Below are 21403 nucleotides of genomic sequence, written 5' to 3'. Positions count from 1 at the left end.
CGGGGGCTTTTTGCTGGGCCTACATCTCCACCTGCGTCCCCAACTCAATCACCCGGTTCAACGGCAAATTGAAGAAACGCAAATTGCCATTGGCGTTCTGCAACATGAACGCGAACAACCCTTCGCGCCAGCGGGCCATGCCTTCGAGCTTGGAGGCGATGACCGTCTCGCGGCTGAGGAAGTACGTGGTGCGCATCGGGCTGAAGTCCAATTCATCGAGATGACACAGTTTCAGCGCCTTCGGTACGTCCGGCTCGTCGGTGAATCCGAAATGCAGGATCACCCGGAAGAAGCCTTCGCCATAGGATTCGACCTCGAAGCGTCGGCTCGCCGGCACGCGCGGGATGTCTTCGTAGACCACCGTCAGCAGCACCACCTGCTCATGCAGCACCTGGTTATGCAGCAGGTTGTGCAACAGCGCGTGGGGCACGGCGTCCGGGCGTGCAGTGAGGAACACCGCCGTGCCCTGCACGCGGTGCGGCGGCTGCACAGCGATACTGCTGATGAAAATCTCCAGCGGCAGGCCACCCTCGTCGATCCGCTCCACCAGCAACTGCTTGCCGCGTTTCCAGGTGGTCATCAACACGAACAGCGCGAGACCGGCGATCACCGGGAACGCCCCGCCTTGTACGATCTTCGGCACGTTGGCGGCGAAGTACACGCCGTCCACAAGCAGGAAACCCAGCAGGACCGGCACCGCCAGCACCGGCGGCCACTTCCACAGCAGCAGTATCACCGCCGACACCAGGATACTGGTCATCAACATGGTCCCGGTCACCGCCACGCCGTAGGCCGAGGCCAGGGCACCGGAGGATTCGAAACCCAGCACCAGGAGCACCACGCCGACCATCAACGCCCAGTTCACCGCGCCGATGTAGATCTGGCCTTGTTCGGCACTGGAAGTGTGCTGGATGTGCATGCGCGGAATGTACCCGAGTTGGATCGCCTGGCGGGTCAGGGAGAACGCCCCGGAAATCACCGCCTGGGAAGCGATCACGGTGGCCAGGGTCGACAGACCGACCAGCGGAATCAATGCCCAGCTCGGTGCCAGCAGATAGAACGGGTTGCGCGCGGCTTCCGGATCGCCCAGCAGCAGCGCCCCCTGGCCGAAGTAATTAAGCACCAGCGCCGGCAGCACCAGGATGAACCAGGCACGGGCGATCGGCTTGCGGCCGAAGTGGCCCATGTCGGCATACAGCGCTTCGGCACCGGTCAGAGCCAGCACCACCGCGCCCAGGATCGCCACGCCCATGCCCGGGTGCACGACGAAAAAACGCACACCCCATGCCGGGTTCATCGCCTGCAACACTTCGGGGTGCTGGATGATCCCATGGACACCCAATGCCCCCAGCACCACAAACCAGGTGACCATGATCGGCCCGAACAGGATGCCGATGCGCGCGGTGCCGTGGCGCTGGATCAGGAACAACGCCACCAGCACGATCAGCGACAGCGGCACTACCCAGTGGTCGATGCCATCGAACGCCAGCCCCAGGCCTTCAATGGCCGACAGTACGGAAATCGCCGGGGTGATCATGCTGTCGCCGTAGAACAGCGCCGCACCGATCAGTCCGCAGACCACCAGCAGCGTGCGCAATTTCGCGTGCCCTGCCGCCGCCCGACGGGCCAGCGCGGTCAGGGCCATGATCCCGCCTTCACCCTGGTTGTCGGCGCGCAGGACAAACATCATGTACTTGATCGAAACCACCCAGATCAGCGACCAGAAGATCAGTGCCAGAATCCCCAGCACGCCGTCATGGTTGACCGGTACGCCATACCCTCCCGAGAAGACTTCCTTGAGGGTATACAACGGGCTCGTGCCGATATCGCCATAAACCACCCCGACCGCCGCGACCAGCATGCCAATAGGCTTGGCCGCCGAATGACCGGCACCCTCAGCCTGACTACTTGCCTGACCCATCCACCACTCCTACTACCCAGACCTGGGCTTCTATGAAGAAGCACTATGCTTTGTCATGCAGCATGCGCTGTTTTACTTGCTGTTACAGACGTTTCGTTGACTGTAAAAAATCGGTAAAGCCCAACGGCGCGAAGCATAGCGCAGCACTCGTCGTATTTCCCTGCATAAAGCTGGTCAAGTGAACGTCTCATCGCTAGAATTGCGCACTTTTTGATCAGAGGCGCAGTTCAAGCGCCCGTCCGTCGGTTTTGCCCAACCCGGCAAGCGGCGTCACAAAACACCGAGGTTAGACATGTCCACCACTCCTGCGCCGGCCAATCCAAAGGTTGGCTTCGTATCACTGGGTTGCCCGAAAGCACTGGTCGACTCCGAGCGCATCCTGACCCAGCTGCGCATGGAAGGCTATGACGTGGTGTCCACCTATCAGGACGCCGATGTCGTGGTGGTCAACACCTGCGGCTTCATCGATTCGGCAAAGGCCGAGTCCCTGGAAGTGATCGGCGAAGCCATCAAGGAAAACGGCAAGGTCATCGTCACCGGCTGCATGGGTGTCGAAGAAGGCAACATCCGCAACGTGCATCCGAGCGTGCTGGCCGTGACCGGCCCGCAGCAGTACGAGCAAGTGGTCAACGCCGTGCACGAAGTCGTGCCGCCGCGCCAGGACCACAACCCGCTGATCGACCTGGTGCCGCCACAAGGGATCAAGCTGACCCCGCGCCACTACGCCTACCTGAAGATTTCCGAAGGCTGCAACCACAGCTGCAGCTTCTGCATCATCCCGTCGATGCGCGGCAAGCTGGTCAGCCGCCCGGTCGGTGACGTGCTCGACGAGGCCCAGCGCCTGGTCAAGTCCGGCGTCAAGGAACTGCTGGTGATCTCCCAGGACACCAGCGCCTACGGTGTCGACGTGAAATACCGCACCGGCTTCTGGAACGGCGCGCCGGTGAAAACCCGCATGACCGAACTCTGCGAAGCCCTGAGCACCCTCGGTGTCTGGGTGCGCCTGCACTACGTCTACCCGTACCCGCACGTCGACGAGCTGATCCCGCTGATGGCCGCCGGCAAGATCCTGCCTTACCTGGACATCCCGTTCCAGCACGCCAGCCCGAAAGTGCTCAAGTCGATGAAACGCCCGGCGTTCGAAGACAAGACCTTGGCGCGAATCAAGAACTGGCGCGAAATCTGCCCGGACCTGATCATCCGTTCGACCTTCATCGTCGGCTTCCCTGGCGAAACCGAAGAAGACTTCCAGTACCTGCTGAACTGGCTGACCGAAGCCCAGCTCGACCGCGTCGGCTGCTTCCAGTACTCGCCGGTTGAAGGCGCACCGGCCAACGACCTGGACCTGGAAATCGTCCCGGACGACGTCAAGCAGGACCGTTGGGAGCGCTTCATGGCGCACCAGCAGGCCATCAGCTCGGCGCGCCTGCAAATGCGCATCGGCCGTGAAATCGAAGTGCTGGTCGATGAAGTCGACGAGCAAGGCGCGGTCGGCCGCTGCTTCTTCGATGCCCCGGAAATCGACGGCAACGTGTTCATCGACAATGGCAGCAACCTGAAGCCAGGCGACAAGGTCTGGTGCAAAGTGACCGACGCCGACGAATACGACCTGTGGGCTGAACAGATCTAAACGCAAAAAATACGAAAAGCCCTGCTCCCTTGACGAGATGCGGGGCTTTTTTACGGCTATCGTTTGGAGAGGAACGGATTCTCATCTCCAATAACTTAAGGGGCAGGCTGGCATGCGCCAACATTCGGTCATTCACACACCGAAACAAAGCGACTACGAGGAATTGACCCGGGTCTGGGAGGCCTCGGTCCGCGCCACCCATGATTTTCTGCCGGACAGCTACATCGAACTGTTGAAGAACCTGGTGCTGAATCGCTACCTCGACGCGGTGATGCTGATCTGCACCAAAGACCCGCAGCAGCGAATCACCGGGTTCGCCGGTGTCGCGGCGGGCAAGATCGAAATGCTCTTCATCGACCCGGCGTATCGCGGACAGGGCCTTGGCAAACGGTTGCTGCGTTATGCCCTGGAAAACCTCAACGCCGATGAACTGGACGTCAACGAACAGAACCCGCAAGCCCTGGGGTTTTACTTCAAGCAGGGGTTTGAGGTGATCGGCCGGTCGGAGGTCGATGGCATGGGACAGCCGTACCCGTTGTTGCATATGCGTTTGCGGCAGGCTCAACAACTCACACGCAACGGCTGACACACCACACACCTGTAGGAGCCGGCTTGCTGGCGATGGTCGTTAACGATAACGCGTACTTTCAGGATAAACGCGGCGCTCTTGATTCCATCGCTGGCAAGCCAGCTCCTACAAAAAGCCGCATGACACAAATGGAACCGGGCTTAACCGGCGCCACGCAGGTACAATGCCCACCCCTTTTTTGTTACGGCCCTGTCATGAATGACCCGATTCGACTCTCCAAACGCCTCATCGAACTCGTCGGCTGTTCCCGTCGGGAGGCTGAGCTGTTCATCGAGGGCGGCTGGGTCACCGTTGATGGTGAAGTCGTCGACGAGCCGCAGTTCAAGGTCGGCACCCAGAAAGTCGAGCTCGACAAGGACGCCAAGGCCACCGCGCCGGAGCCGGTGACCATCCTGCTCAACGTGCCTGCGGGCATGGACGCGCAGAGCGCCATGGCGACCATAAGCGCCGAGACCCTGAGCGAAGAGCACCGCTACGGCAAACGCCCGCTCAAGGGCCACTTCCAGCGCCTGACCGCCAGCACCGACCTGCAGGCCAATGCCAGCGGTTTGCTGGTGTTCACCCAGGACTGGAAGATCCTGCGCAAGCTCACCGCCGACTCCAGCAAGATCGAGCAGGAATATGTGGTCGAGGTTGAAGGCGACATGGTTGAGCATGGCCTCAATCGCCTGCAACACGGCCTGACCTACAAGGGCAAGGAACTGCCGCCGGTCAAGGCCAGCTGGCAGAACGAAAACCGCCTGCGCTTCGCCATGAAGAACCCGCAACCGGGCGTGATCGCCCTGTTCTGCCAGGCCGTCGGCCTGAAGGTCGTGGGCATCCGTCGCATCCGTATCGGCGGCGTGTCCATCGGCAAGGTGCCATTGGGGCAATGGCGCTACCTGTCCGGCAAAGAGAAGTTCTAAGGCTCTTCACGCCGCCACACATTCTGGCGCCGCGGCTTGTACGGCGCCCACTGCTGAATATCAGGATTGCACACCATGATTCATAACGACGTACTGCGCAGCGTGCGCTACATGCTCGACATCAGCGACAAGAAAGTCATCGAGATCATCAAGCTCGGCGGCATGGACGTGACCTTGGCCGACCTGCTGACCTACCTCGACAAGAAAGAGGAAGACGAGGAAGGTTTCGTACGCTGCCCGGACGAAGTCATGGCGCATTTCCTCGACGGCCTGGTGATCTTCAAGCGCGGCAAGGACGAAAGCCGTCCACCGCAGCCCATCGAAGTACCGGTGACCAACAACATCATCCTGAAAAAGCTGCGCGTGGCCTTCGAGCTGAAAGAAGACGACATGCACGCGATCCTCAAGGCCGCCGAGTTCCCGGTGTCCAAGCCTGAGCTGAGCGCACTGTTCCGCAAGTTCGGCCACACCAACTACCGCCCGTGCGGTGACCAGCTGCTGCGCAACTTCCTCAAGGGCCTGACCCTGCGCGTGCGCCCGCAATAAACACCCGCCGGCCTTGACCCGCAAACGCGCAGGTCCAGGCCGGGCCGTATGGCCCCCCATTCCGCGCAAAAATAATGGCTCCGCTTCCTGCGACTGACGACTAGGGTGTAATGACCTTCAGCCCTCAGGACTCGCCATGCATCCCTACTTCTCCCTGCAAGGCCGCACCGCACTGGTGACCGGCGGCACCCGTGGTATCGGCAAAATGATCGCCAAGGCCTATGTCGAGGCTGGCGCCACCGTCTACGTCTGTGCCCGCGATGTCGAAGCCTGTCGGCAAACCGCCGATGAGCTCGGTGCGCTCGGGCGCTGTCACGCGGTGGCCGCCAACCTGGCCACTGAAGAAGGCGTGCAGCAGCTGGCCACGCGACTGGGCGAGCAGATGACCCACCTCGATATCCTGGTGAACAACGCTGGCACCACGTGGGGGGCACCATTGGAAAGCTACCCGATCAAGGGCTGGGAGAAGGTCATGCAACTGAATGTGACGTCAGTATTCAACTGTATCCAGCAATTTCTGCCGCTGCTACGCAAGGCCGGTTCGCCTGCGAATCCGGCACGGATCATCAATATCGGTTCAGTCGCCGGGATTTCATCCTTCGGCGAACAAGCGTATGCCTACGGGCCGAGCAAAGCGGCCTTGCACCAACTGTCGCGGATTCTGGCGCGGGAACTGGTGAGCCAGCACATCAACGTCAATGTGATCGCCCCGGGGCGCTTTCCGAGCAAGATGACCCAGCATATCGGCCATGATGAGCAGGCATTGGCGCAGGACACCGCGGCGATCCCGATGAAGCGTTGGGGCCGCGAGGAAGAGATGGCGGCTTTGGCCATCAGTCTTGCGAGTACGGCTGGGGCCTACATGACCGGAAACATCATTCCGCTGGACGGTGGGTTTAGCCTCTGAAATCGGCGTTACGACCTTCGCGAGCAAGCCCACACTGATCTCCTGTGTACCCTATCAAATGTGCGGGCTTGCTCGCGAAGGGGCCGGCACAGGCACAACTGAATCTGGTCGAACGGGTTATCATGCGCGCCTTTATTCTGCCTCGACCCCAAACCATGACCTACAGCGTTTCCCCCATCGGCTTCGTGCGCTCCTGCTTCAAGGAGAAGTTCGCCATTCCACGCCAGCCGCAACTGGCCCCGGCTGCCCGCGGCGTACTGGAACTGGTGGCACCGTTCGATCAAGGGGACGCGGTGCAGGGCCTGGAGCAGGTCACCCACGTGTGGCTGCTGTTCCTGTTCCATCAGGCCCTGGAGGAAAAGCCACGGCTCAAAGTCCGCCCTCCGCGCCTGGGCGGAAACAAATCCATGGGCGTGTTCGCCACGCGCGCCACCCACCGGCCCAATGGCATTGGCCAGTCCGTGGTCAAACTGGACAAGGTCGAAGCTGATCGCCTGTGGATATCCGGGATCGATCTGCTGGACGGCACGCCGATCCTCGATATCAAACCCTACGTGCCCTACGCAGACATCATCGCCACAGCCACCAACAGCATTGCCAGCGCCGCGCCGCAACTCATTCCCGTGCAGTGGACGGATGCAGCCCTGCAACAGGCTCAAGGGCATGCTCAGCGCCTTGCAGAGCCCTTGGTTGAACTGATCGAGCAATGCCTGGCGCAAGATCCGCGTCCGGCGTACCAGACGCCTGCGCCGGAACGGGAATATGGTGCGCAATTCTGGGATGTGGATGTGCGCTGGCATTATCCGAGCCCGGAGCTGATCCGGGTGCTTGAAGTCATTCCCGCGAAAGCCTGAACGCCGGAAACAACTGTGGGAGCGAGCCTGCTCGCGATTGCGGTGTGACAGCCAACATTGATGTCGACTGACACTCCCCCATCGCGAGCAGGCTCGCTCCCACAGGTAAAACAAAAGCAGTTGCCGGTGCTTATTTCTCGACGAACGCACGCTCGATCAGGTAATCACCCGGCTCGCGCATCCGCGGCGAAACCTTCAGGCCGAAGCTGTTCAACACTTCGCTGGTCTCGTCGAGCATGCTCGGGCTGCCGCACAGCATGGCGCGGTCGTCCTGCGGGTTGATCGGTGGCAGGCCGATATCGCTGAACAGCTTGCCGCTGCGCATCAGGTCGGTCAGGCGACCTTCGTTCTCGAACGGCTCGCGGGTCACGGTCGGGTAGTAGATCAACTTGTCACGCAACGCGTCGCCGAAGAACTCGTTCTGCGGCAGGTGCTCGGTGATGAACTCGCGGTAGGCGACTTCGTTGACGTAACGCACGCCGTGGCACAGGATCACTTTTTCGAAACGCTCGTAGGTTTCCGGGTCCTGGATGACGCTCATGAACGGCGCCAGACCGGTACCTGTGCTGAGCAGGTACAAATGTTTGCCAGGCTTCAAGTCATCCAGCACCAGCGTGCCGGTAGGCTTCTTGCTGATGATGATCTCGTCGCCTTCCTTCAGGTGCTGCAACTGGGAAGTCAGCGGACCGTCAGGTACCTTGATGCTGAAGAACTCGAGATGCTCTTCCCAGTTCGGGCTGGCAATCGAATAAGCGCGCATAAGCGGGCGGCCATTGGGCTGTTGCAGGCCGATCATCACGAACTGACCGTTCTCGAAGCGCAGGCCCGGATCACGGGTGCACTTGAAGCTGAACAGAGTGTCGTTCCAGTGATGAACACTGAGGACACGCTCGTGGTTCATGTTGCTCATGTACGGGGACTCCTGGAGATTGGGTCTGCGCTTGCTCTTTCAGGAAGAGACCGGCGGTGCGCAATTGCATCGCATTCTAATAGCGCCGACAATATCTGTTAACTGGATTATTAAGATAAGGGTTATCGGTTATATCGATATGCGATTTACTCTCCGTCAACTTCAAGTGTTCGTCGCCGTCGCCCAGCAGGAAAGCGTCTCCCGTGCTGCGGGCCTGCTCAACCTCTCGCAGTCGGCGGCGAGCACATCGATTACCGAGCTGGAACGCCAGTGCAGCTGCCAGCTGTTCGATCGCGCCGGCAAACGGCTGAGCCTCAACGCCCTGGGTAAACAACTGCTGCCCCAGGCGGTCGCCCTGCTTGACCAGGCCAAGGAGATCGAAGACCTGCTCAATGGCAAATCCGGTTTCGGCTCATTGGCGGTGGGCGCCACCCTGACCATTGGCAACTATCTCGCCACCCTGTTGATCGGCGGTTTCATGCAGCGCCATCCGGAAAGCCAGGTGAAGCTGCACGTGCAGAACACCGCCAACATTGTGCAACAGGTTGCCCACTACGAAATTGACCTGGGTCTGATCGAAGGCGATTGCAGCCACCCGGACATCGAAGTGCAAAGTTGGGTCGAAGATGAACTGGTGGTTTTCTGCGCGCCACAACACCCGCTGGCCAAACGCGGCACCGCGAGCATGGAGGAGCTGAGCCACGAAGCCTGGATCTTGCGAGAACAAGGCTCAGGCACGCGCCTGACCTTCGACCAGGCCATGCGTCATCACCGTAGCGCGCTGAACATCCGCTTGGAACTGGAACACACCGAAGCCATCAAGCGTGCCGTGGAATCCGGCCTGGGAATCGGCTGCATCTCGCGGCTGGCGCTGCGCGATGCGTTCCGTCGCGGCAGCCTGGTTGCGGTGGAGACACCGGACCTGGACCTGGCGCGACAGTTCTATTTCATCTGGCACAAGCAGAAGTACCAGACCTCGGCGATGCGCGAGTTTCTCGACCTGTGCCGCGCATTCACCGCCGGGGTGCAGCGCAGCGACGAGATCGTCTTGCCAGCGATCGCTTAAAGCAGAATCACCGCCCAGACCAGCGCGATCATGGTCAAGGCCACAAATTGCGCGGCGCTGCCCATGTCCTTGGCGTTTTTCGACAACGGGTGCAATTCCAGGGAAATGCGGTCGATCGCCGCTTCCACGGCCGAATTGAGCAACTCGACGATCAGCGCCAGCAGGCATACCGCAATCAACAACGCCTGCTCGACACGACTCACGTTCAAGAAGAACGACAGCGGGATCAGGATGACATTGAGCAACACCAGTTGCCGAAAAGCTGCTTCGCCGGTGAAGGCTGCGCGCAGGCCGTCCAGCGAGTAGCCGGAAGCATTGAGAATACGTTTCAGGCCGGTCTGGCCTTTGAAAGGTGACATAGAGTAGGAACTGACCAAAAAAAGGAGTGAGAAAGCTAGATTAACCAAAGTCAAAAAAGCGTGAAGATGCCAGCGCTTAATGGCTTGAAATTGACTCAAGTTGTTGCAGCAGCAGTGCCGCCTGGGTGCGAGTGCGCACATTCAGCTTACGAAAAATCGCGGTGACGTGGGCCTTGATGGTCGCTTCGGACACACTCAGTTCGTAGGCAATCTGCTTGTTCAACAACCCTTCGCAGACCATGGTCAGCACCCGGAACTGTTGTGGCGTCAAGCTGGCAAGACCTTCACTGGCTGCCTTGGCTTCATCGGAAACGCTGACGGCTTCGAATGCCTGCGGCGGCCAGAATACATCGCCATCGAGTACCGCACGCACGGCTTTCTGGATAACACTCAGGTCGCTGGACTTGGGTATGAAACCGCTTGCACCAAATTCGCGGGATTTCACCATGATCGTCGCTTCTTCCTGGGCCGAGACCATGACGACAGGAATTTGCGGGTACTGGCCGCGCAGCAGCACCAACCCGGAAAAACCGTATGCACCCGGCATGTTCAGATCCAGCAGCACCAGGTCCCAGTCAGCCTTTTCGGTCAGGCGGGACTCCAGCTCGGCAATGCTCGCCACTTCCACCAGGCGCACATCCGGGCCCAGGCCCAGGGTCAGCGCTTGATGCAGGGCGGAACGAAAAAGCGGATGGTCATCGGCAATCAGGATTTCGTATGTGGCCATTTTTCAAATGATCCTGTTTTTCATGGGATGCCCGATGCATTCGGGTATCGCCAAAACAACTCAAGGTAACAGCCAAGGAGCCGCACCAACAGGGCACGTTCAACGCAAAAAACGGCGTTTCAAACTCTGGCCGCACCCTAATCGGCGCCAAGCATGCCCAGCGAAACCGGGGTGGTCAAGCAACATGGCTGGCACACTTTATTGCAGCATCGGCGACAATCAATCCATCAATACCACTGCTGGCTGAACGTAGGCCATCAACTCGGTGTGCGCCGGGGTCGAAACATTCATTTCCAGCTGACGCTTGGCATCGAGGTAATGTTGGCTGAACACATCGAAATAAGCGTTGAGTGCCGACGCGGCCTCTACATCACCTGCCAGATCGAGACACAACGCTGCGACTTCCGCTGTGCACAAATGTTCGCTACGGGTGGAGCGGCGCAGTTGGTAGCGGGAGAGCTTCTCGGGCAACAGGCTAAGGATCGGAAGCGAGTCGAAATAGGGACTTTTGCGGAAAATCTTCCGGGCTTCAGTCCAGGTCGCGTCCAGCAAAATGAACAGCGGCCGCCGGGCCTGATCGACCGCCACGCTGTGAGTGACACGCTCAGGCGCGACATATTCACCCGGGAACACCAGATAAGGCTGCCATTGCGGGTCGGACAGCAACGCCAGCAACTGTTGATCCACCTCGGTTCGCGACCAGATGAAAGCATGGTTGTCGCGCACCACATCGGCGATCAGCCAGCCGGTGTTGCTGGGTTTGAACACTTCCTTGCCGGTCATGATCAGGCACACCCCGGAGCGGGTCTCGACCTGCGGGCGCCAGGCGCACAGGCAGTGACTCTCGATCACGCGGCACGCGCGGCAGCGGGTTGCCCGCCAGCCACGGGCCTGGATCGGCTTGATGCCTTCCTCTTCGCGCTGGTCGCGCAGACGGGCTACGGCGTTGGGAGCATGGATCATTGCAGGCCATGCCGGCAGGAAAAAGAGATCGACACGAAAAGCACTCGCAGGGTGAAAGTGCAGGCAGTTTACCAGACCCATTGGCGCAAACCTGTACCGTCCTGGCCTGCTCCCCTATAATTCGCCGCCACTGAACGCACAGTCATGTGATGGGTCAAACCCCCATCACTGCCCCAGGAGAGTTTCATGCTGCGCCTTATCGTTCCCACCGCTGCCATTCTGCTGGCGTCGTCCTTCAACGCTCAGGCCGCGTCCTTGAGTGAGCAGAATCTCAACAGAGAGCTGCGAAACGTCGCCACGCAAAGCAGCGTCGGCACCCCGCGGGCGATCAATGAAGACATTCTCGATCAGGGCTATACGGTCGAAGGCAACACGCTGATCAACCACCTGAGCGTGCAAAGCAGTCACGCCAACAAGATGCGCGCCGACCCCAAGGCCGTGTACTTCCAACTGGGTGCCTCGGTGTGCAACAACCCGTCCTTCCGCAAGCTGATGGCCAAGGGCGCGGTCATGCGTTACGACTTTACCGAGGTAAAGACCAACCGTGCGGTCGGCTCTGCAAGCTATCAGGAATCGGATTGCCCGAAAGCGACCCAGAAGAAAAAATAAGTCAGTGGGATTTTGCGCGCCGCTGTTCATCCTCGGCGCGCAGTTCCGCCACCAGCGCTTGCAAATAGCGCGAGTGCCGCTCCGCGCCCATCAAACGCCGGCAACACTCTTCCTCGAGACTCAAATGGTTGATCTCGGCTGATGACTTCAGCAATCGATACAGTTGCGTATCGATCTCCAGAATGACCCTGGCCATGGCTTACCGGCTCCCTGCACCTCACTCGTAATGAGCGAAAAATCCTTGAACAGCTTGTACCTTGCGCCCTGCCCTTGACGCCAAGTTGTCGTGTAATACCTGTAACTTAGTAAATCAGAGCACAGCATACTCGGGGCGGGTTCAGACGAGCGGTGAAACCACCTTGCAAATCGTCAATAAACGGTTGCCAGGAAAGACTTTGCGGCGCAATGATCAAGGCAGCGTGAATCATCGCGAGGGCCTGGATTTCAGGTATCCACGTTCATTTCGTCATGGCAGGAAAGGGGCCGCCCGCTACGTCTTGTGCTGTGCAAACGTTTCTTTCATCCAAGGGAAAAACAGAGCCGGTATGGATGACCTGATCACCGGTCGGGTCAAGTGGATCGCACAGGCATGGGCCTGGGCAGACAGCGACGCATGAAGTGTCGTGGCGTCGACGGTGAAGGGTCGAAGCCGATGGCTCCGTGCAGAAGGAGAAGTTGAATGCCTTACCAACCGAATGACCTCCTGAGCCGTCATTTTCAAGAAAGCGGCCACGACCTCATCAGCAAGGTCGAAGAACAGCTGAACCTGGTTTCACCCAACAGCCCGAACATCCCGATCTACCGCGACATGATTCTGACCGTGCTGCGCATGGCCCAGGAAGACCACAATCGCTGGAATGCCAAGATAACCCTGCAGGCCCTGCGCGAACTCGAGCATGCGTTCCGGGTGCTCGAGCAGTTCAAGGGGCGACGCAAAGTCACTGTTTTCGGCTCCGCACGCACGCCAGTAGAACATCCCTTGTATGGCCTCGCCCGGGAACTCGGCGCCGCCCTGGCGCGCTCGGACATGATGGTCATCACGGGTGCGGGAGGCGGCATCATGGCCGCGGCCCACGAAGGGGCCGGCCTTGAGCACAGCCTGGGATTCAACATCACCCTGCCCTTCGAGCAACATGCAAACCCCACCGTCCAGGGCACGACCAACCTGCTGCCCTTCCATTTTTTCTTCACGCGCAAGCTGTTCTTCGTCAAGGAAGCGGATGCACTGGTGCTGTGCCCGGGCGGTTTCGGCACCTTGGACGAAGCGCTGGAAGTACTGACGCTGATCCAGACGGGCAAAAGCCCATTGGTGCCCGTGGTGCTGCTGGACGCGCCGGGCGGAAAATTCTGGCAAGGAGCGCTGGACTTCATCCACCAGCAACTGGAGGAGAATCGCTACATCCTGCCTGCCGACATGAAACTGGTGAAGCTGGTCTACAGTGCCGAAGAAGCGGTGGAGCAGATTAACCAGTTCTACAGCAACTACCACTCCAGCCGCTGGCTCAAGCATCAGTTCGTGATTCGCATGAACCACAAGCTCAGTGACCAGGCACTCGAACACATGCAAGAGGCATTCGCCGACCTATGTCTGAGCGATCAATTCCATCAACATGCCTACAACGGTGAAGAGCACGACGAAGCACAATTCAGTCACCTGGCGCGACTGGCCTTCACCTTCACCGCCCGCAATCACGGCCGACTGCGCGAGCTGGTGGATTACATCAACCTCGCGGAAAACTGGGCCCAAAACCAACCAACGGCACAACAACGTACGCGAGTGCCATTAAAGGTTACGTGAGACAAAAAAAACGGCCCGCTATCGAAATAGCGGGCCGTTTCAGTCAATCGTCCATCCCTCGGCCACTGAGCAAGCGACTGATCATTTCCATGGAGTATCCCCGATACGCCAGGAACCTTCCTTGCTTGGCGCGCTCCCGGGCATCTATCGGTAAATGCCCGGAGAACTTGCGCCGCCAGGTGTCTTGCAACTGTTCCTGCCAGTCGATCCCGCTCTCGCGCAAGGCGAGTTCAATATCGCTACGTTGCAGCCCACGCTGACCTAACTCTTCACGAATGCGTAAAGGGCCATAACCGGAACGGGCACGGTAGGAAACAAAGCTTTCAAGGTAGCGGGTTTCGGACAACAAGCCCTCTTCCGTCAGTCGGTCGAGTGCTGTTTCGATCATTTCGGGAAGAGCGCCGCGCTGACGCAGTTTACGCGTCAGCTCGACTCGACCGTGCTCGCGTCGTGCGAGCAGGTCCATTGCGGTTCGCCGCACCGCGACGAGGGTATCGAGTACGGCGGTCATCGGATCAATCAGATATCAGCGTCAGCCAGGTCGTCTTCGGTCTCTTTGACCGCAGAAGCCTTGGAGTCCGCTACCGAAGCCGGGGACAACAGCTTGTCACGCAGTTGTTTCTCAAGCGTTGCGGCAATGTCCGGGTTATCCGCCAGGTACTTGGCCGAGTTGGCTTTACCCTGGCCGATCTTGGTGCCGTTATAGGCATACCAGGCACCGGATTTCTCAACGAACCCGTGCAGAACACCCAGGTCGATCATCTCGCCATTGAGGTAGATGCCCTTGCCGTAAAGAATCTGGAACTCGGCCTGACGGAACGGCGAAGCCACCTTGTTCTTTACAACCTTGACGCGGGTCTCGCTACCGACGACTTCATCACCTTCTTTCACCGCACCTGTGCGGCGGATATCCAGACGAACTGACGCATAGAACTTCAGCGCGTTACCACCGGTAGTGGTTTCCGGGCTGCCGAACATCACACCGATCTTCATCCGGATCTGGTTGATGAAGATCACCAGGCAGTTGGCGTTCTTGATGTTACCGGTGATTTTACGCAGCGCCTGGGACATCAGGCGGGCTTGGAGGCCCACGTGCATGTCACCCATTTCGCCTTCGATTTCAGCTTTCGGCACCAGGGCCGCCACGGAGTCGACGATGATCACGTCAACCGCATTGGAACGCACCAGCATGTCGGTGATTTCCAGGGCTTGCTCACCGGTGTCAGGCTGGGAAACCAGCAGGTCGTCGACGTTGACGCCCAGCTTGCCGGCGTACTCAGGGTCCAGGGCGTGCTCGGCATCGACGAATGCGCAGGTCGCGCCGGCTTTCTGGGCCTGGGCGATTACGGACAATGTCAGTGTGGTTTTACCGGAAGATTCAGGACCGTAGATTTCAACAATGCGGCCTTTTGGCAGGCCGCCAATGCCCAAAGCGATGTCCAGACCCAGAGAGCCAGTGGAGATGGCCGGGATCGCCTGACGGTCCTGATCGCCCATACGCATTACGGCACCCTTGCCGAATTGACGTTCGATCTGACCCAGGGCCGCAGCCAAGGCTTTCTTCTTGTTGTCGTCCATTAAAGTCCTCACGTAATCAATAAGGCCTGACGGCCAACACCTGTATAAGTAGACAGTATTATTCCACAGCGTTTGCGGATCGCCTACCCCTGATTTGAGATTTCTCCCGCGGCATGGCGCAGCAGCCCCTCTAGCGCGGCCTTCACCGTTTGTCGGCGGACCTCGTCGCGGTTACCGGCAAAGTGCTGTACCTCGCTGAACACCTGCTCGTCGACGCCCCAGGCCAGCCAAACAGTGCCTACCGGCTTGCTGGGCGAACCGCCATCCGGTCCCGCCACCCCGCTGACCGCCACGGCAAAACGCGCACTGCTTTTTTCCTGTGCGCCACGGACCATGGCCTCGACCACCTCCCGACTGACCGCCCCCACCGTCAAAAACAACTCGCTCGGGACATTCAGCTGAAGAGACTTCTGTCGGTTGGAATAGGTGACATAACCGGCCTCGAACCACGCCGAGCTACCGGGGATCCGGGTAATCGCCTCGCTGATACCGCCGCCCGTACAGGACTCGGCAGCAGTGACGTGGGCATTGAGAACCTGCAGACGCCTGCCGAGTTCAGCGGCCAGTTGAGTGATTTCTTTCACGGTCATCTCCTGATCGGACGGAATGAGGCCTAACGTACACGAGCGAGTAGCGCTTGCAAGTGACAGGATCGATCAAGATGTGAGCGGGCAAACGCTCTGATACAGGCCTCACGGGCTTGCGGGCGGGCATAACACCGCCTTGGCCCGCTCCCACAGCAGCAAACGCTGCGGCAACCCGTTCAAGCCACCATTGATACGCCGGGTAATACTGTTGAACTCATCGCCGTCGGCCAGTTCATTGAGGCCGTTTCGCTCCCAGAACCAGGCCGCGGATTCGGCGGCCCACTCTGGCTGCTCCAGCAGTTCGGGTTGTTGCAGCAGGCGCTCATCACCAAACAGTGCCCGACTGCATTGCAGATAATTAATGCGACCGGTGACCTGGATAAGTCCGCGACCCCGATAGCGTTGACCGTCGCCGTCGGGTTCAGGGGAATTGCCCAAGCGTGTGGCCAGGACCCCGGTATCGTATTTCTCGAGATATTTCTCGCTGCCCAGCTCTCGCACATGCTGCAACTGCCCCGACTCGTGGCCGATTTGCGCCAGGAAGGCGGCGATGCGCCCGGGGCTACTGATATTGCGCCGTGTCATGGCGTTATTGAGGGCCAGGATGAACACCCCTGCCCGAGTGCGGGCACTTGGAAAGATCATGAGTAGCTGTTGCTCGGTGAGGCGCATCGCTCGCTCCTTGATTGATGCATGACATTCGCAAGGTGCGGCTGGGAGCGCCGCACGCTGAACACAAGACTACAGACCCGCCCCACGTAAGCCTCGCCGGTAATTGTTGCGCCGTGTTATGCCGCGCGCAGCGATAGCCATTCACTGCTGATCAGGGCGAGAATCACGCGCAGGCCCGTCATCGATACCGATACGCCTGGCCACCCAGCGCCCGTACAGCCCGACGGCCATGTCGGCCCCGGCTATCGCGGTGAGGCTCCCAAAGGCACCCGCGGCCCAGATCGACATCCCGGCGGCGTACAGCAACATCATCGCCGAGACGCCACAGACCATGCAGGCCCCGGAGCGCAGGGCCAGGCGTCGCAGCAATGACCAGCCACGAGCCCCCTCCTTGTCGGCGCGCCACATTTCCCCGGACACCCCGCTGACCACTGCGAGCGTGACGACGAGCCAGATCGGCAGGTCCAGCAACAGTTGTTGCTCGTTTGTCATGTCGGATCTCCAGGGTATGCAAACGATGGAGCACCAGATTATGCATGTATGCATACACAGTCAATGCACAAATGCATTATCCAATCCGAAAGAAATGGCGCCTACGGGCAGGCAAATCAACGATTAGCGAGCGTACATGCCCCACCAGAACACATGACCCAGGATCACGATCTGCTCTTCCTGCATGTCCTGGAACGAGTAATCCTCGTCCGGATGCTCCTCACGGTTGAAGCTGCGCAGGCGAATCCCGGTGGGCAGGCGGTACAGCTGCTTCACCCGCAGCTGACCGTTATGATTGATGGCATAGAGATCGCCATCGATGATGTCGCCAATCCCGCGCTTGCCGGCGTTGACGCCCACCGTGGCGCCGTCGCGCAACACGGGCAGCATGCTGTTGCCGCGCACCGTCACGCATTTGGCCTGGTCGAACTGCACGCCGTTATGCCGCAGGCTGCGCTTGCCGAAGCGCAGGCTGGCGCGCTCGCTCTCTTCGATGACGAATCTTCCTGATCCTGCAGCCAATTCAACCTCGCGAAGAAAAGGCACTGAGACCTCGTCGTCATCGATGGGGGTGTCGTCGTCCCACAGACTGATGTCGGTGAGTTGCGAATGCGCGGCTTCACGCCGGGCGCTGATTGCCGGCCCGATGACCGCGCGCCCACGCAACTGATCGGTACTCACGGCGAAGTAGTCGGCGATCTTGGAAATATGTTTATCCGAAGGATCGACGATTTTCCCGCCGAGGATGCGTGAGAGCGTGGATTGAGGCACGCCGGTGCGACGGTGAAGCTCCGTGGGGGAGATACCGTGCTGATCGAGCAGTGCTCTTAAAACGGTCGATACGTTGCGTTTTTGCATAATGCGCATATTGCTCGAAGTTTGTTGCCACGACAAATGCTGATTTGCATAACCTACGCATGAATCATCAATAAAAACGTCACCCGGCCGTGGATGCCTGCGTCGACAAGACCGCCCATGGTAACCTTGCGCCCATCGCGGAAAAGCCGTGCCAATGCCCGCTTTTGCCCCACACCTTTTGAACGAGTTTTCCTGGCAATCCGATGAATAAAGCCCTCTCCGACCTGTCCTCGCACACGCCGATGATGCAGCAATACTGGCGCCTGAAGAACCAGCACCCTGACCAGTTGATGTTCTACCGCATGGGCGACTTCTACGAGATCTTCTATGAAGACGCGAAGAAGGCCGCCAAGCTTCTCGACATCACCCTGACCGCTCGCGGGCAGTCGGCCGGCCAGGCGATTCCGATGTGTGGCATTCCTTACCACGCGGCGGAAGGTTATCTGGCGAAGCTGGTAAAGCTCGGCGAATCCGTGGTGATCTGCGAGCAGGTCGGGGATCCGGCCACAAGCAAGGGCCCGGTGGACCGTCAGGTGGTGCGGATCATCACCCCGGGCACGGTGAGCGATGAAGCGCTGCTCGATGAGCGCCGGGACAACCTGATCGCCGCGGTCCTGGGCGATGAGCGCCTGTTCGGCCTGGCGGTCCTGGACATCACCAGCGGCAACTTCAGCGTGCTGGAGATCAAGGGCTGGGAAAACCTGCTGGCGGAACTGGAGCGAGTCAATCCGGTTGAGTTGCTGATCCCGGATGACTGGCCAAAGGATCTGCCGGCCGAGAAGCGTCGTGGCGTTCGTCGCCGTGCACCCTGGGATTTCGAGCGCGATTCGGCGCTGAAGAGCCTATGCCAGCAATTCTCGACCCAGGACCTGAAAGGTTTCGGCTGCGAAAACCTGACCCTGGCCATCGGCGCCGCCGGCTGCCTGCTGGCCTATGCGAAGGAAACCCAGCGCACTGCCCTGCCGCACTTGCGCAGCCTGCGTCACGAACGCCTGGACGACACCGTGGTGCTGGACGGCGCCAGCCGTCGCAACCTGGAACTCGACACCAACCTGGCCGGTGGCCGCGACAACACCCTGCAATCGGTGGTCGATCGCTGCCAGACCGCCATGGGCAGCCGCCTGCTGACTCGCTGGTTGAACCGCCCCCTGCGCGACTTGAGCGTTTTGCTGGCGCGCCAGACCTCGATCACCTGCTTGCTCGACGGCTACCGTTTCGAACAGCTGCAACCGCAGCTCAAGGAAATCGGCGACATCGAGCGCATTCTTGCCCGGATCGGCCTGCGCAATGCCCGTCCACGGGACCTCGCTCGCCTGCGTGATGCCCTCGGCGCACTGCCGCAACTGCAAGTGGCCATGACCGAGCTGGAAGCGCCGCACCTCAACCAACTGGCAACCACCACCAGCACCTACCCGGAACTGGCGGCATTGCTGGAAAAAGCCATCATCGACAATCCGCCAGCGGTGATCCGTGACGGTGGCGTGCTGAAAACCGGTTACGACAGCGAACTCGATGAACTGCAATCGCTCAGCGAGAACGCCGGGCAATTCCTGATCGATCTCGAAGCCCGGGAAAAAGCCCGCACTGGCTTGTCTCACCTGAAAGTCGGCTACAACCGCATCCACGGCTACTTCATCGAACTGCCGAGCAAGCAGGCCGAGTCCGCACCCGCCGATTACATTCGCCGCCAGACCCTCAAAGGCGCCGAGCGCTTCATTACCCCGGAACTGAAGGCATTTGAAGACAAGGCACTGTCCGCCAAAAGCCGTGCCCTGGCGCGCGAGAAGATGCTGTACGAAGCACTGCTCGAGGACCTGATCGCCCAATTGCCACCGCTGCAGGACACGGCGGCGGCGCTGGCCGAGCTTGACGTGCTGAGCAACCTGGCCGAACGGGCGCTGAATCTCGACCTGAACTGCCCGCGCTTTGTCAGCGAACCGTGCATGCGTATCAACCAGGGTCGCCACCCGGTGGTTGAACAGGTATTGACCACCCCGTTCGTGGCCAACGACCTGAGCCTCGACGACAATACCCGCATGCTGGTGATCACCGGTCCGAACATGGGCGGTAAGTCCACCTATATGCGGCAGACGGCGTTGATCGTACTGCTGGCGCACATCGGCAGTTTCGTCCCGGCAGCCAGTTGCGAGTTGTCCCTGGTCGACCGGATTTTCACCCGGATCGGCTCCAGCGATGACCTGGCCGGCGGACGCTCGACCTTTATGGTCGAGATGAGCGAAACCGCCAACATCCTGCATAACGCCACCGAGCGCAGTCTGGTGCTGATGGACGAAGTCGGGCGCGGTACCAGTACCTTCGACGGCCTGTCCCTGGCGTGGGCGGCGGCGGAACGCCTGGCGCACCTGCGGGCCTACACGCTGTTCGCCACCCACTACTTCGAGCTGACGGTGTTGCCGGAAGCCCAGCCGCTGGTGGCCAACGTGCACCTCAATGCCACCGAGCACAACGAACGCATTGTGTTCCTGCACCATGTACTGCCAGGGCCGGCCAGCCAAAGCTATGGCCTGGCGGTTGCGCAGTTGGCTGGCGTGCCGAACGAGGTGATCTTGCGTGCCCGAGAGCACTTGAGCCGCCTGGAAGACACCGCCCTGCCCCATGAAGCGCCTGCGCCGACCAAAGGCAAACCGGCCGCGCCGCAGCAGAGCGACCTGTTCGCGAGCCTGCCGCATCCGGTGCTGGATGAACTGGCCAAGCTCGATCTGGACAACATGACGCCACGTCGCGCACTCGAAATGCTCTATACACTAAAGACACGGGTCTAACGCAGCGGCTTGCAAGCTGTTAGAATCTCGCGCGGTTTGGGATGCTGCAGGCTTTTAGCCTGGCCTGCAGACTATCGCTCCCAAACCTTGCGACCCCTACGTGAAGGGGCGCAGCAAGCCGCGCCTGAGGAGAAAATTAGAAATGACCTTCGTCGTCACCGACAACTGCATCAAGTGCAAGTACACCGACTGCGTAGAAGTCTGTCCGGTGGACTGCTTTTACGAAGGCCCGAATTTCCTGGTGATTCACCCGGATGAGTGCATCGACTGCGCACTGTGCGAACCTGAATGCCCGGCTGTGGCCATCTTCTCCGAAGATGAAGTACCTGCAGGCATGGAAAACTTCATCCAGCTGAACGTTGAGCTGGCTGAAATCTGGCCGAACATTACCGAACGTAAAGATCCATTGCCCGACTCTGCCGAGTGGGATGGCAAGCCAGGCAAGATCGAACACCTCGAACGCTGATTACCCCCGCGTTTACAAAAAAGGCCCCACAAGGGCCTTTTTGCTTTTCTGCAGGCAAAAAAAAAGGTTCTTCACGGATTACCGGGAAAGACGCTCTTGATCTTCATGAAAAAGAATTCGCTATCCCGGTAACCGTACGCCATCCGCTTGATGACCTTTATTCGATTGTTTATCCCTTCCAGC

Annotated in this window: 25 protein-coding genes; 12 read left to right on the top strand and 13 right to left on the bottom strand. The window is 59.7% G+C overall.

All coding sequences use genetic code 11. The annotated features are described in order from the left end of the window. Nucleotides 1-19: 19 nt before the first annotated feature. Nucleotides 20-1921 (bottom strand): potassium transporter Kup, encoded by a 1902-nt coding sequence (locus ACYP2Q_RS25720; protein ID WP_459733053.1) that lies wholly within the window; start codon nucleotides 1919-1921, stop codon nucleotides 20-22. Between the two features lie 292 nt (nucleotides 1922-2213). Here ACYP2Q_RS25720 and rimO point away from each other — a divergent pair, with 292 nt between their 5' ends. From rimO to tsaA, 6 genes are all read left to right on the top strand, one after another. Then, the gene (gene rimO / locus ACYP2Q_RS25715) at nucleotides 2214-3551 is read left to right on the top strand and encodes a 30S ribosomal protein S12 methylthiotransferase RimO (RefSeq protein ID WP_339554449.1); all 1338 of its coding nucleotides are present in this window, start codon (nucleotides 2214-2216) and stop codon (nucleotides 3549-3551) included. A 112-nt stretch (nucleotides 3552-3663) separates the two neighbouring features. Beyond that, the gene (locus ACYP2Q_RS25710) at nucleotides 3664-4137 is read left to right on the top strand and encodes a GNAT family N-acetyltransferase (protein ID WP_459733052.1); all 474 of its coding nucleotides are present in this window, start codon (nucleotides 3664-3666) and stop codon (nucleotides 4135-4137) included. A 197-nt stretch (nucleotides 4138-4334) separates the two neighbouring features. Then, nucleotides 4335-5045 (top strand): rRNA pseudouridine synthase, encoded by a 711-nt coding sequence (locus tag ACYP2Q_RS25705; protein ID WP_459733051.1) that lies wholly within the window; start codon nucleotides 4335-4337, stop codon nucleotides 5043-5045. A 75-nt stretch (nucleotides 5046-5120) separates the two neighbouring features. Further along, nucleotides 5121-5591, top strand: coding sequence for a YehS family protein (locus tag ACYP2Q_RS25700; protein WP_103394455.1), 471 nt, complete (start codon nucleotides 5121-5123; stop codon nucleotides 5589-5591). Between the two features lie 136 nt (nucleotides 5592-5727). Beyond that, the gene (locus ACYP2Q_RS25695) at nucleotides 5728-6498 is read left to right on the top strand and encodes an SDR family oxidoreductase (protein WP_459733050.1); all 771 of its coding nucleotides are present in this window, start codon (nucleotides 5728-5730) and stop codon (nucleotides 6496-6498) included. Between the two features lie 155 nt (nucleotides 6499-6653). Continuing rightward, nucleotides 6654-7352: a tRNA (N6-threonylcarbamoyladenosine(37)-N6)-methyltransferase TrmO gene (gene tsaA / locus ACYP2Q_RS25690; protein ID WP_459733049.1), complete on the top strand. Its 699-nt coding sequence runs from the start codon at nucleotides 6654-6656 to the stop codon at nucleotides 7350-7352. Between the two features lie 130 nt (nucleotides 7353-7482). On the opposite strand, the gene fpr is transcribed toward tsaA, so the two are convergent. After that, nucleotides 7483-8262, bottom strand: a complete 780-nt coding sequence (fpr, locus tag ACYP2Q_RS25685; RefSeq protein WP_008054100.1) for a ferredoxin-NADP reductase — start codon at nucleotides 8260-8262, stop codon at nucleotides 7483-7485. A gap of 139 nt (nucleotides 8263-8401) precedes the next feature. On the opposite strand from fpr, the gene ACYP2Q_RS25680 reads away from it, so the two are divergent. Further along, complete coding sequence (locus ACYP2Q_RS25680) at nucleotides 8402-9328, top strand: LysR family transcriptional regulator (protein ID WP_046816547.1); 927 nt, start codon at nucleotides 8402-8404, stop codon at nucleotides 9326-9328. Here ACYP2Q_RS25680 and ACYP2Q_RS25675 read toward each other — a convergent pair. The 3 genes from ACYP2Q_RS25675 to ACYP2Q_RS25665 form a co-directional block, all read right to left on the bottom strand. Next, nucleotides 9325-9687 (bottom strand): diacylglycerol kinase, encoded by a 363-nt coding sequence (locus ACYP2Q_RS25675; RefSeq protein ID WP_034149863.1) that lies wholly within the window; start codon nucleotides 9685-9687, stop codon nucleotides 9325-9327. The two genes, ACYP2Q_RS25680 and ACYP2Q_RS25675, sit on opposite strands and share 4 nt — an antisense overlap. 76 nt (nucleotides 9688-9763) lie before the next feature. Beyond that, the gene (gene erdR, locus ACYP2Q_RS25670) at nucleotides 9764-10414 is read right to left on the bottom strand and encodes a response regulator transcription factor ErdR (protein ID WP_459733048.1); all 651 of its coding nucleotides are present in this window, start codon (nucleotides 10412-10414) and stop codon (nucleotides 9764-9766) included. 219 nt (nucleotides 10415-10633) lie between these two features. Continuing rightward, nucleotides 10634-11377, bottom strand: a complete 744-nt coding sequence (locus tag ACYP2Q_RS25665) for a tRNA-uridine aminocarboxypropyltransferase (RefSeq protein ID WP_459733047.1) — start codon at nucleotides 11375-11377, stop codon at nucleotides 10634-10636. A 186-nt stretch (nucleotides 11378-11563) separates the two neighbouring features. Here ACYP2Q_RS25665 and ACYP2Q_RS25660 point away from each other — a divergent pair, with 186 nt between their 5' ends. Continuing rightward, nucleotides 11564-11986: a PA3611 family quorum-sensing-regulated virulence factor gene (locus tag ACYP2Q_RS25660; RefSeq protein WP_274073312.1), complete on the top strand. Its 423-nt coding sequence runs from the start codon at nucleotides 11564-11566 to the stop codon at nucleotides 11984-11986. Nucleotide 11987: 1 nt separating this feature from the next. On the opposite strand, the gene ACYP2Q_RS25655 is transcribed toward ACYP2Q_RS25660, so the two are convergent. Then, nucleotides 11988-12182 carry a hypothetical protein gene (locus tag ACYP2Q_RS25655; protein WP_459733046.1) on the bottom strand — a complete coding sequence of 65 codons (195 nt, stop codon included), beginning with the start codon at nucleotides 12180-12182 and terminating at the stop codon, nucleotides 11988-11990. 163 nt (nucleotides 12183-12345) lie between these two features. On the opposite strand from ACYP2Q_RS25655, the gene ACYP2Q_RS25650 reads away from it, so the two are divergent. Beyond that, entirely contained in the window at nucleotides 12346-12603 is a 258-nt protein-coding gene (locus ACYP2Q_RS25650; RefSeq protein WP_459733045.1) for a hypothetical protein, read from the top strand. A 62-nt stretch (nucleotides 12604-12665) separates the two neighbouring features. Continuing rightward, nucleotides 12666-13784, top strand: a complete 1119-nt coding sequence (locus ACYP2Q_RS25645; RefSeq protein ID WP_459733044.1) for an LOG family protein — start codon at nucleotides 12666-12668, stop codon at nucleotides 13782-13784. Between the two features lie 43 nt (nucleotides 13785-13827). Here the strand turns inward: ACYP2Q_RS25645 and recX are convergent, their stop codons facing one another. From recX to ACYP2Q_RS25615, 6 genes are all read right to left on the bottom strand, one after another. Next, nucleotides 13828-14295, bottom strand: coding sequence for a recombination regulator RecX (recX, locus tag ACYP2Q_RS25640; RefSeq protein WP_459733043.1), 468 nt, complete (start codon nucleotides 14293-14295; stop codon nucleotides 13828-13830). Between the two features lie 8 nt (nucleotides 14296-14303). After that, the gene (gene recA / locus ACYP2Q_RS25635; RefSeq protein WP_459733042.1) at nucleotides 14304-15362 is read right to left on the bottom strand and encodes a recombinase RecA; all 1059 of its coding nucleotides are present in this window, start codon (nucleotides 15360-15362) and stop codon (nucleotides 14304-14306) included. 83 nt (nucleotides 15363-15445) lie between these two features. Beyond that, nucleotides 15446-15946, bottom strand: a complete 501-nt coding sequence (locus tag ACYP2Q_RS25630) for a CinA family protein (RefSeq protein ID WP_459733041.1) — start codon at nucleotides 15944-15946, stop codon at nucleotides 15446-15448. A 108-nt stretch (nucleotides 15947-16054) separates the two neighbouring features. Further along, on the bottom strand, nucleotides 16055-16621 hold the full coding sequence (locus ACYP2Q_RS25625) for a glycoside hydrolase family 19 protein (RefSeq protein ID WP_459733040.1): 567 nt from the start codon (nucleotides 16619-16621) through the stop codon (nucleotides 16055-16057). A gap of 141 nt (nucleotides 16622-16762) precedes the next feature. Beyond that, nucleotides 16763-17113: a phage holin family protein gene (locus ACYP2Q_RS25620; RefSeq protein ID WP_459733039.1), complete on the bottom strand. Its 351-nt coding sequence runs from the start codon at nucleotides 17111-17113 to the stop codon at nucleotides 16763-16765. A gap of 123 nt (nucleotides 17114-17236) precedes the next feature. After that, nucleotides 17237-17971 carry a LexA family transcriptional regulator gene (locus ACYP2Q_RS25615; RefSeq protein ID WP_459733157.1) on the bottom strand — a complete coding sequence of 245 codons (735 nt, stop codon included), beginning with the start codon at nucleotides 17969-17971 and terminating at the stop codon, nucleotides 17237-17239. A gap of 203 nt (nucleotides 17972-18174) precedes the next feature. On the opposite strand from ACYP2Q_RS25615, the gene mutS reads away from it, so the two are divergent. Continuing rightward, complete coding sequence (gene mutS / locus ACYP2Q_RS25610) at nucleotides 18175-20754, top strand: DNA mismatch repair protein MutS (protein WP_459733038.1); 2580 nt, start codon at nucleotides 18175-18177, stop codon at nucleotides 20752-20754. Nucleotides 20755-20896: 142 nt separating this feature from the next. After that, the gene (gene fdxA / locus ACYP2Q_RS25605) at nucleotides 20897-21220 is read left to right on the top strand and encodes a ferredoxin FdxA (RefSeq protein ID WP_274073301.1); all 324 of its coding nucleotides are present in this window, start codon (nucleotides 20897-20899) and stop codon (nucleotides 21218-21220) included. Nucleotides 21221-21291: 71 nt separating this feature from the next. On the opposite strand, the gene ACYP2Q_RS25600 is transcribed toward fdxA, so the two are convergent. Next, on the bottom strand, nucleotides 21292-21403 hold a 112-nt coding region (locus tag ACYP2Q_RS25600), incomplete at its 5' end, for a transposase (RefSeq protein WP_036984840.1).

The organism is Pseudomonas sp. MHK4 (genome assembly GCF_054600775.1).
The sequence above is the reverse complement of the archived record's forward strand: the minus strand, read 5'-3'. Positions and strand labels throughout refer to the sequence as shown.